Annotated in this window: 13 protein-coding genes; 4 read left to right on the forward strand and 9 right to left on the reverse strand. The window is 67.4% G+C overall.

The genetic code is table 11. The features are described from left to right. The first annotated feature begins 3 nt into the window (after positions 1-3). The 4 genes from LBW94_RS20255 to LBW94_RS20270 all read left to right on the forward strand — a co-directional run bounded on the left by LBW94_RS20255 (position 4) and on the right by LBW94_RS20270 (position 3,452). On the forward strand, positions 4-1,125 hold the full coding sequence (locus LBW94_RS20255) for an acyl-CoA dehydrogenase family protein (protein ID WP_225059155.1): 1,122 nt from the start codon (positions 4-6) through the stop codon (positions 1,123-1,125). Positions 1,126-1,127: 2 nt separating this feature from the next. Beyond that, on the forward strand, positions 1,128-1,934 hold the full coding sequence (locus LBW94_RS20260; RefSeq protein ID WP_225059154.1) for an acyl-CoA dehydrogenase family protein: 807 nt from the start codon (positions 1,128-1,130) through the stop codon (positions 1,932-1,934). Positions 1,935-2,222: 288 nt separating this feature from the next. Further along, positions 2,223-2,777 (forward strand): DUF302 domain-containing protein, encoded by a 555-nt coding sequence (locus tag LBW94_RS20265; protein ID WP_225059153.1) that lies wholly within the window; start codon positions 2,223-2,225, stop codon positions 2,775-2,777. 36 nt (positions 2,778-2,813) lie between these two features. Continuing rightward, positions 2,814-3,452, forward strand: a complete 639-nt coding sequence (locus tag LBW94_RS20270; RefSeq protein ID WP_225059152.1) for an HD domain-containing protein — start codon at positions 2,814-2,816, stop codon at positions 3,450-3,452. A gap of 19 nt (positions 3,453-3,471) precedes the next feature. On the opposite strand, the gene LBW94_RS20275 is transcribed toward LBW94_RS20270, so the two are convergent. The 9 genes from LBW94_RS20275 to LBW94_RS20315 form a co-directional block, all read right to left on the reverse strand. Then, on the reverse strand, positions 3,472-3,630 hold the full coding sequence (locus LBW94_RS20275; protein WP_225059151.1) for a hypothetical protein: 159 nt from the start codon (positions 3,628-3,630) through the stop codon (positions 3,472-3,474). A 172-nt stretch (positions 3,631-3,802) separates the two neighbouring features. Further along, entirely contained in the window at positions 3,803-4,060 is a 258-nt protein-coding gene (locus LBW94_RS20280) for a hypothetical protein (RefSeq protein ID WP_225059150.1), read from the reverse strand. Beyond that, positions 4,036-7,386 (reverse strand): aminoglycoside phosphotransferase family protein, encoded by a 3,351-nt coding sequence (locus LBW94_RS20285; protein ID WP_225059149.1) that lies wholly within the window; start codon positions 7,384-7,386, stop codon positions 4,036-4,038. The genes LBW94_RS20280 and LBW94_RS20285 overlap by 25 nt, the downstream gene beginning before the upstream one ends. 239 nt (positions 7,387-7,625) lie before the next feature. After that, positions 7,626-8,072: a hypothetical protein gene (locus LBW94_RS20290; protein ID WP_225059148.1), complete on the reverse strand. Its 447-nt coding sequence runs from the start codon at positions 8,070-8,072 to the stop codon at positions 7,626-7,628. Positions 8,073-8,216: 144 nt separating this feature from the next. Next, positions 8,217-8,825, reverse strand: coding sequence for an SMI1/KNR4 family protein (locus LBW94_RS20295; RefSeq protein ID WP_225059147.1), 609 nt, complete (start codon positions 8,823-8,825; stop codon positions 8,217-8,219). Positions 8,826-8,856: 31 nt separating this feature from the next. Continuing rightward, positions 8,857-9,846, reverse strand: coding sequence for a DUF6461 domain-containing protein (locus LBW94_RS20300; protein ID WP_225059146.1), 990 nt, complete (start codon positions 9,844-9,846; stop codon positions 8,857-8,859). Between the two features lie 9 nt (positions 9,847-9,855). Beyond that, a complete protein-coding gene (locus tag LBW94_RS20305; RefSeq protein WP_225059145.1) occupies positions 9,856-10,113 on the reverse strand; it encodes a hypothetical protein in 258 nt (85 codons plus the stop codon). Positions 10,114-10,265: 152 nt separating this feature from the next. Beyond that, the gene (locus tag LBW94_RS20310; protein ID WP_225059144.1) at positions 10,266-10,436 is read right to left on the reverse strand and encodes a hypothetical protein; all 171 of its coding nucleotides are present in this window, start codon (positions 10,434-10,436) and stop codon (positions 10,266-10,268) included. Between the two features lie 178 nt (positions 10,437-10,614). Further along, positions 10,615-13,212 carry an ATP-binding protein gene (locus LBW94_RS20315; RefSeq protein WP_225059253.1) on the reverse strand — a complete coding sequence of 866 codons (2,598 nt, stop codon included), beginning with the start codon at positions 13,210-13,212 and terminating at the stop codon, positions 10,615-10,617. Positions 13,213-13,611 lie beyond the last annotated feature (399 nt).

The following is a 13,611-nucleotide window of genomic DNA, read 5'->3' on the forward strand; positions in this document are numbered from 1 at the left end:
TGTATGAGTGCACCTGTGATACCCGATGTGGCGCAGTTCCGCTCGGAGTTGCGCAGCTGGCTCGACGAGAACGACCTGTCCCCCGGCGCCGACCACTCGCTGGACGGACAGGTGGCGCAGCTGGGCCGGGTTCGCCGGGCCCTGTACGACGCCGGCTGGATGCGGTACGGCTGGCCCGCCGAAGTCGGTGGGCTCGGCGGGCCCGCCGTACTGCGCTCGGTGCTCGGCGAGGAGGTCGCCACCCGCGACCTCGCCGAGCCCGGCCTGTACTCGATGATCGAGGTCCTGGTACCGACGATGATCTCCCACGCCCGGCCCGAGCTGGCCGCGGAGATGGTGCCGCTGATGCTGTCCGGCGCCGAACAGTGGTGCCAGGGCTTCTCCGAGCCCGGTTCCGGCAGCGACCTGGCCTCGTTGACGACGAAAGCCGTTCCCGACGGCGACAATTGGATCGTCAACGGCCAGAAGGTGTGGACCAGTTTGGCGCAGTACGCGTCCCGCTGCGTCCTGCTCACCCGGACCGCGCCCGGCCACGCTGGGATCACGGCCTTCTTCGTCGACATGGACACCCCCGGCATCACCGTGCGGCCGCTGAAAACCATGCACGGTCTCGATGAATTCGCCGAAGTGTACTTCGACGATGTGGTGGTGCCCGGTGACCGGATGCTCGGAAACCTCGGCGACGGCTGGCAATTGGCGATGGACCTGCTGCCGCACGAGCGTTCCACCTGCTTCTGGCACCGTGGCGCCTACCTGTTCAACCGCCTGGACAAGCTGATCGCGCAGACCACCGCGCCACTGTCCGACACCGGCGTGGACGCCGAACTCGGCTCCGCGTACCTGGCGCTGCACACCCTGCGCTGCCGCTCCCGCATCACCCAGCAGACCCTCGCCGACGGCGGCCACCTGGGCCCGGAGACCTCGGTCGACAAGGTGCTGCTGGCCACCGCGGAACAGCAGTTGATGAACACCGTCCGGGACCTCGTCCCCGGCGCGGTGGAATTCGACGACATCGAATGGCGGACCGAGTTCCTGTACGCCCGCGCCGCCACCATCTACGGCGGCACCGCGGAGATCCAGCGCAACATCATCGCCCGCCGCCTGCTGGACCTGGGCAAGGAGTGAGCATGAGCATGGATCCCGCCGAGCTGGAACTGCTCACCGAAACCCTGCGCAAGACGATGTCGACCACCACCGGCGGCGCGCTGGACCGCGCGCTGACCGACCTCGGCTGGCTCGACATGCTCACCGATATGCCGGAAGTCGCGGTGCCCCTGGTGTTCCGGCTGCTCGGGGAGACCGGCGCGCACGCCTCCGTCCTCAACGACGTGGTGCGGCACGCGGCGGGGCAACCGGTTGCGGACGACGCCACCGTCCCGCTGCCGTTCACCGGCGGCGCCTGGATCGCCTGGGAGCGAGGCGATTCCGCCGCCTCCGCCGCCGGCGCGGCAGTGGACGGGGAACTCCCCCTGCGAAAGGTGGACTCCGGCAGCGAGATTCCGCTGGCCGCGGGCCGCACCGCCCTGGCCTGGTGGCTGATCGGCTCCGGCCGGACCATGCTCTCCCTGGCCCGCACCCACGTCCTGGACCGGGTCCAGTTCGGCCGCCCCCTGGCCTCGTTCCAAGCGGTCCGGCACCGCCTGGCCGAAACCCTGGTCGCCCTGGAAGGCGCGGAAGCCACCCTGACGGTGGCCGACAGCGACCTGGGCGCCCTGCTGGCCAAGGCCGCCGCCGGCCAGGCCGCCCTGACCGCGACCCGGCACTGCCAGCAGGTGCTCGGCGGCATCGGCTTCACCGACGAGCACGACCTGCACCGGCACATCCGCCGGGTGCTGGTGCTCGACGGATTGCTGGGCAGCGCACGGGAACTCACCCGCGAGGCGGGTGCGTTGATCCGGGCCGAGGGTGCGGCGCCACGGTTGGCGCAGCTGTAGAAGGTTCAGTGCACGGTGCCGGTCGTGAGATGGATTCACCACCGGCACCGTGCTTTTCGGGTGCCGGACCGCGTCCAGCTGTCGATCGTGTGGTCGCCCTGGTGCGCGGCGCAGAAAATCGGTCGCGCGGCCGCAGTGGATGTGGCTACTCTCGGAGTGCGGCTGATTCGTCCGCCTCGGGAAGGGCGGTTCACACCCTCCGCGCGGTAATCGACACGCCCGGCAGCACGCCTCCCATGGATACCAGGTCCGATCGGGTATCCACGGAACCGGTAGATTCCGACCCCCATGCCGGCACCGGATCAGGACGTGATGATGACCGATATCCACCGCAACGCGCACACCGTGACGCGTTGGCAGATCGGCACCGACCTCCCGTTCGAGACGTTCCGACGGGACTTCGAAAGAGCCGCACCGGTATTCGACAGCGCCGCGGTCGAATCGATCACCGCCCGCGGTGGATCCTGGGACGAGATCCGCGCGGCCGTCGCCGCGAACGCCCCGCACGGCCTGATGATCTTCGCGTCGATCGACGCGAAACCACTGATGTCGGCCGCCGGTCACCACAACCCGGCGGTCGAGTACCTGCTCGGCAACCATGTCATCGCCGAGCGAATGTACCGGCACAGCCCCCTGGCCCTGTTGTACGCACCACTGCGCGTGCTGATCTTCGCCGACGAGCACGGCAACGCCGTTTTCGCCCTGGACCAGCCGAGCACCGTTTTCGCCGGTCTGGACGACCCCCGGATCACCGAAGTCGGCCACGAACTCGACCGCAAGGTAACCGCCCTCTTGGCCGTCATCGGCGTAGACCCGCAAGAGATCCTCACCGACGGCAACTGAGCCGGGAGCACACCGGCCACCGACCTTGGAGGACGAATGCCCGAAACAATCGCCGGAATAACCATTCCGGACACCGAACTCGTCCGAGCCGCGACAGCACTGGTCCGAGCCGCAGCCGACGACACGATCTTCAACCATTCCCGCCGGGTATTCCTCTGGGGTTCACTGAAACTGGCCGCCCGCGGCCTCACCGCCGACCCGGAACTGGCCTACGTGGGCGCCCTCTTCCACGACCTCGGCCTGACCCCCGGCTACGGCACCACAACGCAGCGATTCGAACTCGACGGCGCCGACGCCGCACAGAACTTCCTCCTCGACCACGGCCGCCCCGAGCACGACGCCCGCACCGTCTGGCTGGCCATCGCCCTGCACACCACCCCCGAAATCCCCCTGCGCCTGCCACCGGAGGTCGCCGTGGTCACCCTCGGCGTCGAAACCGACGTCCTCGGCTTCGACCTCGACGAGATCACCGCCGGCCAACGCACCGCAGTCGTAGCCGCCCACCCCCGCCCGGACTTCAAGAACCGCATCCTCCGCGCCTTCCACCAAGGCATGGCCGACCGCCCCGACACCACCTTCGGAACCATGAACGACGACGTCCTGGCCCACTTCGACCCGACCTTCCAGCGCCAGGACTTCGTCGACATCATCCGCGACAGCGCCTGGCCGGAATGAGCGCCGCTCCCGCGCCCGCCTACCTCCGCGACATCCCAGCGATCAATCCGCCGCCGACCAGGACGACGGCAAGCCCGTACAACGCAATCGGAATACCCTTCGGATCGCTTTTACCATGCGGATGCCACACCGCGTCGAGCCCCATCACCCCACCGAACAGAACCACGACCAGGATCACCCAGCACAGCCTGATCAGCCAGATGTTGTATGTGGGCCGTTGTTGCTTCCCGGGCATAGTTCCATCTTGCCGCGACCCGGCGAATTGCCTGGTGCGGCACCATAAGACGCACTCCGGTCGAAGGTATCAGCCCCACCACATCGAGTCCTGCTGAGCCCTGTCGAGATCGCGCCTAAAACGCATTCCAGCGCTGCCGGGTGTCGCCGGCGCGCAGCGACGCGACCCGGTGGCGGAATTCTGCCGCATGTCGCGGGCTGACGTCGATGATCTGCATCAGCCAGGTGACCATGGTGAGCTCTCGCACGGCACGCAGCGTTTCATACTCGGACTGTCGAGTGACGTCACGTCCATAGATCTGCGCGAACGCGGAATACTCGGTAGCGCTCATATCGAAGCGATCGACCGTCATGGCGATGGTGGTGATGTCCATTGCCACGGACCGTGCGCAACGACCTCGAAATCCGACAGCAGGGGGCCATTGGCGGTGGCGAGGACGTTACCCAGATGAGCATCTCCGTGGATGGTGGTCAGCTCGGGAAATTCTATCGCACTGTAACTTTCGCGCAGCTGATGGTACATCTCGGTGAGGAACGCGACGTCGTCCGGATCCGCATTGCCCGGATTGGACAGCCGGTCGGGGACGGCGACGAAGGGGTCGAAGGTCTGGAGCGGGAAGCCCGGCTGAGGCAAGGAGTGGAACTCCCGGAGCAGGGCCGCGAGTTGATCGGTGGTGGCCTCGCCGACGATATCGACGAGGTTCCAGAAGGTGACCACACGGCCGTCGACCCGGATCGGCTGCGGGAGTCGCTCGGCGACCCGGACCGCCGGATACCCGTGATGAGCGAGCCACCGTGCAACGGCGAGTTCCTTCTCGACGCGGGGCAGACGTTCGTCACTACGCGCGATCCGGGCGACGACACCGGCGCTTTCGAGCGCATAGATGGCGTTCTCACCCATCCGCAGCAGTCGGGCGTCGTCGATCCGGACATCGGCTTCCAATGCCGCCAATTGCAATGTGTGATGAGATGATTCGGCATTGAACGGGTGAACGTTTCGGTCAGCCATTCGCTCGACTCTAGTCCCCGCTCCAGGGGCCGGATCGGCTTTGAGTCCGAGCGCCCGGCGCCGGTCGGCGACTCGGGTGCGCCATCGGCGGGCGACCGTATCGGCACCGTCGATCCATTGTGCGGGCGGCACTTGCATGTCGGCGGTGGTGTCATCGAAAAAGTGCGCGATTTCGACGAGGTAGTAGTACTCACCACCCGCAGTGCACTGTTCGAGTCGACCGCGAGCGGCGTGCAATCCCACGCGATCATCTCGAACCGCACGATGGAAGCAGTCGGCGAAGCGGAGGTAGGCCAGCGCGGATCCGAGTCCGTCGCCGGAATACGACCGCTCGAGTTCGGCGACATGCTCGGACCATTCGGTGTCCCGGCCGACATCCTGGAGCAGCACGGCGGTACTCACCTGAGCCTGCGACCAAGTCTGATTCAGGCCGCGCAGCAGCTTGTTGGCCAAGGCGATCTGGCCCGCGGCATGATCGGCGTCGCCGAGTGCGGTAGCGAACGCCAGTCCGGCTTGGGCGAGCGCCGCGGGGCCGGGCTGGTCGTGATCGAGAGCAGCCTGTCGTCCGGCTGTGTACGCCGCGAACGCACGAGTGAAATCGGCATGCACCCACCAGAGATGGCCGAGGGCTCGGTAGTAGTGGGTGTCGTGGTCGAGCGCCTCAATCGTCGACAGAGCCTCGGGGAATTCGCCGAGGTGGCGGGCAATGTGGGACAAGCCTCGCAATGCCTGTCCGGCCATCGGACTGGTGCCCGCCGCAACATGGCGCATGTTCGCCGCGGATTCCCGGAAGAGGCCGAGATGACGTTGATTTTCGCCGAGGTAGTAGCGGGCGAGATCCTCACCCGCCGCGGACAGGTGGTCCGAGGCGAGCACGTCGGTGAGTTCGTCGACGCTGACCTGACGGTCGGCGCGCTGCCCGAGCGAGATCGCGTGTAGTGTCTTGGCCAATCCCGAGGCGGCACAATCATTCTCAGCGACCTCGGCGATCTCCAACGGCTCCCAGACCGATTCCATGACATACCGCCACGCGGCGTCGACGAGCCAGTCGGGCTCGAGATCGTATTCGCAGGCGAGGTTCAGGCCCTGGGTCAGACACGACATCAACCCCTGGCGCCACCGGTAACCGCCGGTCACCGGCACCCTGGTACCCAGAGCGGTGAGAGTGGTTCGAGCCGCGCGGCGCCAATCCGCCGGAGACCAGCGGTCCTCCGTGGTGGCGTCCGCGGCCCGGACGGTAGTCCGCAACAGATCGTGCAGTCGGTACGGCCAAGGTGCGGCCGGATCGTGTGTCACGAAGGGGTGTTCGACGAGATTCAGAGCGGCGGCATCGCGAGACAACCCGGCGGCCTCGGTCGCGAGATCGATCGTGAACGAGTCCAGCAGACTCACCGTACGCAGGACGGTCCGCTCGTCCGGACTGAGGTCACGGACGATACGAGCCACCAGAGCGGGGAAATCCCGCTGGAACTCTTCGGGATCGGGAGTAACTCCGTTGCGGGACAACAGATCCTGGAATCGCATGACAGCCAGATCGAGGTACAGCGGCAAACCGTATGACCTGGCGGAGATCTCATCGCGAACAGGGCCCGGAATCGCAGGTTCGCCTGCGCGAGTGAGACGGTCACGCAGGTACTGCTCACGATCATGGTCGGACAGATAACCGACCAGGTGTTGCCGCGGCTCACCCGTCGCACCAGGCGCCAGACCGGGCCAGCGATGCGGTCCTGCCCAATCGAATTGGCCTTCGAGGGCAGGATTGTCCCACTCGAGCCGGTTGCGGCTGGTGATCACGAACAGCGCATTGGGCATCAGCCACACCATGCGCTGGAACAGCTTCTCCACTTCCCGGTGGCTGCGGTCGGAGATCTCCTCGAAGGTGTCCAGCAGAATCACCGGAGTCGACGAGTGCTTCGGCGGAATCTGGGCAAGATCCCAGGCCAGCAGATGCGGAAAGTAACCGAGAGTCTCGATGTCCTGATCGGCCTCCAGCAGATCGGGCAGCCGCGCACAGCGCGCGAACGCTATCGCCTTGTCATGCCGATTCCGCAGCAGTTTCGAGAATGTGGAGAAGATCGACAACGCGCTGGCGCCGATAGCGCTGGGCATCTCGACCGCTTGGGCGACGTCCTCCATGACCGCCCGCATGTCCTCGGGTAACGACACCGAGTCGGACAGCCGGCGCAAGAAGCCGTTCCGTTGCAGGTACCCCTCCAACGGCTCACCGGGATGGTTCACCTCCCAGTAGTGACGCATTGCGAGGTCGAACGCGCGCATCGGCCGTCCCAGCCTGCCCAGTACCAGCCGCACCGCCAATACCGCGTCCTCGAAATCCACACCGCCCTGACGAGCGAGGTCGATCCGCACCGGCAGCAACCGCCCCACCTGGTCGGGAATGGCCGACCAGGCCACCACCGGATGCCGGCCCTCTTTCGCGAGCAGATGCGCCTCGAGTTGCTTGGAGAGCATGGTCTTACCGATCCCGCCGACACCGTAGAACACCAGCACGTTGCGACGGGGTCCGACGAAATCGTCCACCCGGAAATCAGGTGTCTGAACCCGGGCGACATGCGCGAGAAGACCGTCCACGACAGCCTTCCACTCGTCGTGCCGGTTCGCGAACACTTCCTGTGCGTCGATGTCACCACCACCGAAGCTGAACAGCGACCGCAGATCCGACGAACCGGGCATCCCACCAACCCCCTTGGCAGCGTTCGGCCGGTGGCCGACGACATGTAGCGCCAGTATAGGACTCGCGCACGAGTGGACCATCGGGTTCATAGGAACGCCAACGCGTTTCATGCGCGCATGCGGCAACACGACACCGATCGACGACCAACTCACGGCTGTTCCCGATCCAGAAAGACGGCAGCACCCCAACGATGACCCCCGTCAGCGCTCGCAGCGAAAGCGCGCTGACACAAGCACTTTCAAAGACAGACCCCGGCGAATCTACCGTTGTCCGGAGCACCCCGGCGGGCACCGCTCGCCCGCCTGCAAATGCGCTGGTCAAACAGGTCGTTCCGGCGACCCAGCCGCAACTCGTCCGCGAGCCGCTGTTCATCGAGGTCGGCGATGACCGACAGTGCACTGCCCGGATAGACCGGACTCGAAACAGCCTGCCACGCCCATGGTTTCAGTGCTGCCGGGGCACAACTACTGCATCGGCGATCGAACGCCGTCTGGATGGTCGGCGACGTCGTCGGCCTTGCGCCGGATACCGAACTACGACGGGCACGGGCTGACACCAGCATCGCGGTCAGCGGATGGCCGGCGGCCTCCGCGGCCGAGCTGATCGCGCTGGGCCCGCTTCCCGGCGAACAACCGGTGCTGACCGAGGCTGCGGTCGCGACGTTCTGGCCGTAGCGGCCGGCCACGGGACAGCCCCTCGGCCAGGGCTTGGTTCATGCGGATGCGCATGACGAGAATGCCGTGGCGGACGTTTCTTCTGGTGGTCGGCCGGTAAGGCTCTGATTAGCAGAGTCGTCGCCGTGGGCGAACTCAGCGGACAGCCCCGCCGCTCATTCGCCGGTCTCGGCGAGCTTGATCATGGTGTCCCGGCTGTCGTGGACCAGTTCGGCGAAGCTCGAATACTCCCGTGCGTCACCGTATTTCGGGTAGAATTGAAAGAGGGTGTATTCGCCGTCGGGGTGGGTCAGGGTGGGGTCGAGGAGCCAGAGGTCTTCGCCTGCGGCGATTCGGAGGGCTCGGCGGAAGAGGACGAGGTATTCGTTCGGGTCGTCGTCGTCCTCCTGTTCGTCCTCGCTGTAGATTTCGATCAGTTCCGCGCCCATCTCGGTGTCGCGGAGCCAAGCGAGGTCGGCGCAGCCGTAGATTTCGTCGATCCAGCCGCCTACGGCCCGCCAGCCGTCGGTGGCGCGCAGGAAGGTGGACAGGCTCGGGGGGAGTGTCAGGCCCAGGCGCTGTTCGGTGGCGGCGATGGTGTGTTCGTCGGCGGGGGCGGCGCCGAACCAATGCGTCTCCACCTGTTCCGCGGTCAGGTACGGGCGGACGTACTCGTTGGCTGTCCGGACGTAGATTTCGCCGTATTCGAGAAGGTAGGGGCGCCATTCCTCGGGGCGCCATTCCTCGGGGGTTTGCGGGGGCGTCCAGGTGGGGGTGTCCGGCACGTGGATGTCCTTCCGGGGCAGGGGTTGTGGGTTATCTCGACAGGATGGTGACGCGGGCGGGGGCGGTGATGTCCGCGACCGTGGGGCGGACGTTCGCCACCCGGCACAACAGTTCCAGGTCTTCGAGGAAGTTCTCGTCATCGTCGTCGAAGGCTTGGGGGTCGTCGATGCCCATTTCGGACAGGGCCCGGGTCAGCACACCGATATCGCTGCCTTCGGCGTCGCTGGGGCAGTTCTCCTGGAAGGTGGCCAGGGTTTCGCCGTCCCGGCTGACCAGGAACAGGGTGTCGGCGTTGACGCTGCAATACGACGAGACCGCGAAGGTGCCGCGGGAGAGGTCGGGGCGGTTGGCGCCCTCCCAGCCGTTGTCCTCCACGAGCAGGGTGTGCGGGCCCAGCGGGAAGGCGGCCACGACGTGGTGCCAGTCGACGTCCTCGTAGCCGGCTCGGCGTAGCAGTTCCGTCCATGTGGCCGTGGAGATCTCGGCGTCCGTGGCGCCGAAGCGGCGCAGCGCCTCGTCCGGGTCCACGTCGTGGATCACGGTGACGCAGTACGCTTCCAGGTCCAGGCCCACGTCCATCCAGGCGATCAGGGACGCTTCGTCGCCGGCCTCCGCCTCGTCCTCGGGTTGTCGCGGGTCGTCGGCGTGGTCCGATCCCGGCGAGCCGACGTGGCCGCGGCCGCATATCCAGAGCACCTCGTCGGCGGCGTCGACGAGCACCAGTTCCCAGGCGCCGCCGTCGTCGGTCTCCAGGAATCGCCATGTCAGCCAGGTATCCGGTCGCAGCAGCGTCCGGACTTCCGCGGGCTGCACGACGGTGGTGAAGCCACCGCCCACGAATTTCCGCTTGTGCACCAGGCCGGCTTGCTCGTGCTGTCGTACCACGGTGCGTTTTCCGTTGGGGGACTCCAGGAATCGGGAGCCCAGGATCTCCGCCACCGGTGCGCGGTCCCCCAGGGACACTGCTCGGATCGGGCCGGTGAGCACGCTGTAGAGCGCCAATCCGTCGTCGTAGAGCACGCCGTCACCCTAGTCGGTGATCTGGAACGAGGTGTAGCCGCGAATCGGAATGTCGCCGCGCCAGATCGGGGTGTCGCCGTCGTACACGACGAACACTCCGTCCAGCTCGAGCCGCAGGGAGCCGACCGCGCCTGCGGCCCAGGTGATTACACCGTCACGGCGCGCGATCACCGCGCGACCGTCCCCGTCGTAGCGCAGTGCCCACTCGCCGGAGGCGGATTCCACCGGCTCCCCCAATACGGCGAACTGGTGTAGCAACCGCGGCATCGCACGCTCCCGGAATCCCGCTCGATCGACAAGTCGACCCGACCCTACCTGCGATCGAGTTATTCCCGGGGGTGAGAACGATCTCCGCCCGCCGCAGCGACGCCGAATACCGTCGCCCCGACATCCCGCCGTCGATGATTTGATCGAAATCGTCAGCGGCACAGGAGATCACGAATCGCGGCGGGTGATCTGCGCAGGCCGGTCAGGATGGGCCAGGAGTCGAGACCGGGAACGACATCGAGGAAGGCGACGTGGTACGAGAGCCGGCATCCGTCACCACGGTGGCCCTTCGCCGTGATCGGCCCCTTCTGCCGACTGCTCACCTGGGGCAATTTCTGTAAGACAGTATCGAAAACCTCCGGGCACAACCGAGTCCGCAGACGCGGACCCGGATTCCGATCTTCACGGTCGGTGATGCCGACTCCCCGACCTGCGGCGCCGCCGTACTGAGCGCACGAACTTCCGTGCGCGGGAACGGCGTTGCGACCCAGAGGTATTCGATCAGACTGGGCCGTAACTTCGAGGGGCGCGGTCGATGTCGTTCAGGCAGGCGCGGACTTCGTCGGCCTCCGGGACGCCGAGTTCGGTGAAGATCGTCAGGGCCTGCTCGAGGTTGTGGTGAGCCGGGTCGTGCAGGCCGAGGGCGTGCTGGGCGCGGGCGGCGCCGGCCAAGGCGGTGGCCCATTGGTGGCGCTGGCCGATCGAGCGGGCGATGACCAGCGCATCGGTGTGGTAGTTCAGGGCTTTGGTGTGTTCGGCCCGGGTGTGCAGGAGGGCGCCCAGTCCGTTGAGGGATTCGGCTTCCAGGCTCAGGTCGTCGGTCTGGACGGCGATCGTGTGGGCCTCGCGGTACAGCTTCTCGGCTTCGTCGGGGCGGTCCTGGGCCGCGTGGATGTCGCCGAGGCGGGTCAGTGCGATGCCCTCGTACGCGCGGGGACCGGACTCCCTGGCGAGTTGCAGTGCCTCGGTGCAGAATTGGATCGCTTCCGGGTAGCGGCCGGCGGCGAGGTGGATCTCGCCGAGATTGGCCAGGGCCGGTACCTCGAGCGCGCGGACCGTGGACCGGCGCATGATGGCGAGGGCCTGGTTCTGGTGCTCCAGCGCCTCGTCGTAGCGACCCAATCTGGTGTAGACGGCGGCGAGGTTGCTCAGCGCGGCGGCCTCGCCGAATCGGAATGCGACGGCCCGGGTGATCGGCACCGGTTCGGTGGCGCCCGCCTGGAAGTGGCTCGATTCGGCGAGGGCGGCATCGCCGGCGGCTTCCAGCGACTGCCGCGCGCGGCCGGCGACGTCGAGGGCCGCGCGGCTGAAGTCGTGGGCCGCGCGGTATTCGCCGAGTCGGGTGTGGATCATGCCGAGCCGGTTGAGCGCGAACGCTTCACCGCGGGCGTCGTGGTGGCGGCGGGCCGCCGACAACGCCGGGACGAGAATGCTCAACGCCTCGGTGTGGAAGCCGCCGTTGTGGATCAAGCGGCTCAGGGCTTGGACGAGATCGATGGCGTAGCCGTGGTTTTCGTGTTCCACCGCGAAGACGGCGACCCGGACGATGTTCGTCTTCTCCAGCGACAGCCAGGCGTCCGCGGCGGCGGGATCGGCGAAGGCGGGCGTCGCCGCGTTCGGACGCGAGCGTCGCCGGAGGTCCTCGTCGCCGGCTTGCATCATCCCGACGGCGCTCGTCGTGGCGTGCAGGTAGTAGTCCAGCATGCGGCCCGTCGCCGCCTGCCGCTCCGCCGCGGGGATGGTGGCGGCGAGTTCGGCGGCATAGGCGCGGAGCAGATCGTGCATGGCGTAGCGGCCGTGGTCGCCGCGCGGTTCCAGCAGGTGGGCGCGGTGCAGGGCGGTGAGGAGGCGGCGGGCGTCGCCGCGGTCCACGCCGGCCAGCGCGGCGACGACGTGGGCGTCGAAGTCGTGGCCGGGGTGCAGGCCGAGGAGGCGGAAGGCCGTCGCGGCGTCCTCCTGGAGATGGTCGAGAGACCAGGAGAAGACCGAGCGGATGTCGGTGCGGGAGTCCTCCCCCGCGTCGAGCAGGTCGAGGGAGTTCTTCGGCGTGAACTCGCGCAGTACCTCGGCGAAGGCGGCATGCGGGTGCATCACCATGTGCTCGGCCAGAATTCGCAGGGTCAGCGGTAGCCGGGCGCAACGGTCGATCAGTGCAGCGGCGGCCTCGGGCTCGACGTCGACGCGGGCGCCGATCCGGGAGCGGAGCAGCCGCAGCGCGTCGGCGCCGGGCATCGGCTCGAGGGTGATCCGGGTGGCGCCGCTGCCGGCGGTCAGGCCGGACAGGGTGTTGCGGCTGGTCACCAGTACCAGGCAGGCCGATGTGCCGGGCAGCAGCGGCCGCACGTGGGCCGCCGAGTGCACGTTGTCCAGAACCACCAGCATGCGCCGCTCGGCGAGCAGCGTGCGGTAGCGGGCCGCGCGTTCGGCCTCGTGGCGGGGGATCTCGTCCGGCCGGACGCCGAGGCTGCCGAGGAAGGAGGCCAGGGCGTCGGACGGGGCCACCGGATCACCGGTGTCGAAGCCCTGGAGGTCGATGTACAGCTGACCGTCCGGGAACCGATCGGACACCAGGTGCGCCCACTGCACGGCCAATGCGGTCTTGCCGACACCGGCGGTGCCCGTGATCGCCGCGATCGGCATATTCGCGGCCGAGCCGTCCAGCATCGCGTCCAGCGTGCGCAGATGCGCACGGCGGCCGATGAATCCGCGCACGGCGACCGGCAGTTCGCGCGGCGTCGCGACCGGCGCCGTCCGGCCGAAGGACCATCGATCACCGATCCGCTGTTCCGACGCGGCGAACCACGCTTCGCTCCAGGCGCGTTGCTCCACCGACGAGGCGCCGAGCACGATCACGATGCGGTCGAGCAGGTCGGCGGGCGGGAAATGCCTGCCGCTCAGATAGTTCGCCAGCGTGGACCGCGGGATGTCCGCGAGTTTCCGGTGCAGGTCGTCGATGCTCACCCGGGTCTTGCGGGTGCCGTGTGCGGCCCGGATCCGCAACAGGTCCAGTTCGCGCACCAGACTCGTGAGGTCGGCCACCCGGCGCGGGTCCGGGCCGTTGCCGCTCATCACACCCTCGGGGCGCTGTCCGTGGGACATGGTCACCGGCTGTCCATCTTGTATCGCGGATTCATCACCCGGCGGCAGGTGATCGGCCCCTCCGGCCGCATTGTGGAAGGCGGTGCGAGTATATCCGGATTCCGTTGCGAGGCATGGGCGAGCGATCACCGTGCCGAATTCGGTGACGCCGTGTGAACAGCCGCACGGCTGTCACGTCGCGGTTGTCATGGCGATGTCACAACGGCGACATCTGCCCCGTCCGGTGGCCGCCGGACGGACCGTTCGACGTCCCGGCTGCCACCGGTTCCCGGGCGGAGCCGGGGCGCGAGGCAGCGGTGTCCAGATTTGTCCAAGTCGGTCTCGGCTGGACCGTGCCGCTGGGTACGGAGGGGTGTAATTTCCGAGTTCGATCATGGATTGCCGAGCCTCACGGGCAGC

This window comes from Nocardia sp. alder85J (assembly GCF_020176955.2).
Taxonomy (GTDB): Bacteria; Actinomycetota; Actinomycetes; order Mycobacteriales; family Mycobacteriaceae; genus Nocardia.

Excerpts from the sequence above, each read along its gene's own strand:
- LBW94_RS20285 (WP_225059149.1), bottom strand. The coding sequence starts at position 7,386 with ATGCCCGGTTCGTCGGATCTGCGGTCGCTGTTCAGCTTCGGTGGTGGT.
- LBW94_RS20260 (WP_225059154.1), top strand. The coding sequence starts at position 1,128 with ATGAGCATGGATCCCGCCGAGCTGGAACTGCTCACCGAAACCCTGCGC.
- LBW94_RS20255 (WP_225059155.1), top strand. The coding sequence starts at position 4 with ATGAGTGCACCTGTGATACCCGATGTGGCGCAGTTCCGCTCGGAGTTG.
- LBW94_RS20315 (WP_225059253.1), bottom strand. The coding sequence starts at position 13,212 with ATGTCCCACGGACAGCGCCCCGAGGGTGTGATGAGCGGCAACGGCCCG.
- LBW94_RS20280 (WP_225059150.1), bottom strand. The coding sequence starts at position 4,060 with ATGGACATCACCACCATCGCCATGACGGTCGATCGCTTCGATATGAGC.
- LBW94_RS20265 (WP_225059153.1), top strand. The coding sequence starts at position 2,223 with ATGCCGGCACCGGATCAGGACGTGATGATGACCGATATCCACCGCAAC.
- LBW94_RS20270 (WP_225059152.1), top strand. The coding sequence starts at position 2,814 with ATGCCCGAAACAATCGCCGGAATAACCATTCCGGACACCGAACTCGTC.
- LBW94_RS20305 (WP_225059145.1), bottom strand. The coding sequence starts at position 10,113 with ATGCCGCGGTTGCTACACCAGTTCGCCGTATTGGGGGAGCCGGTGGAA.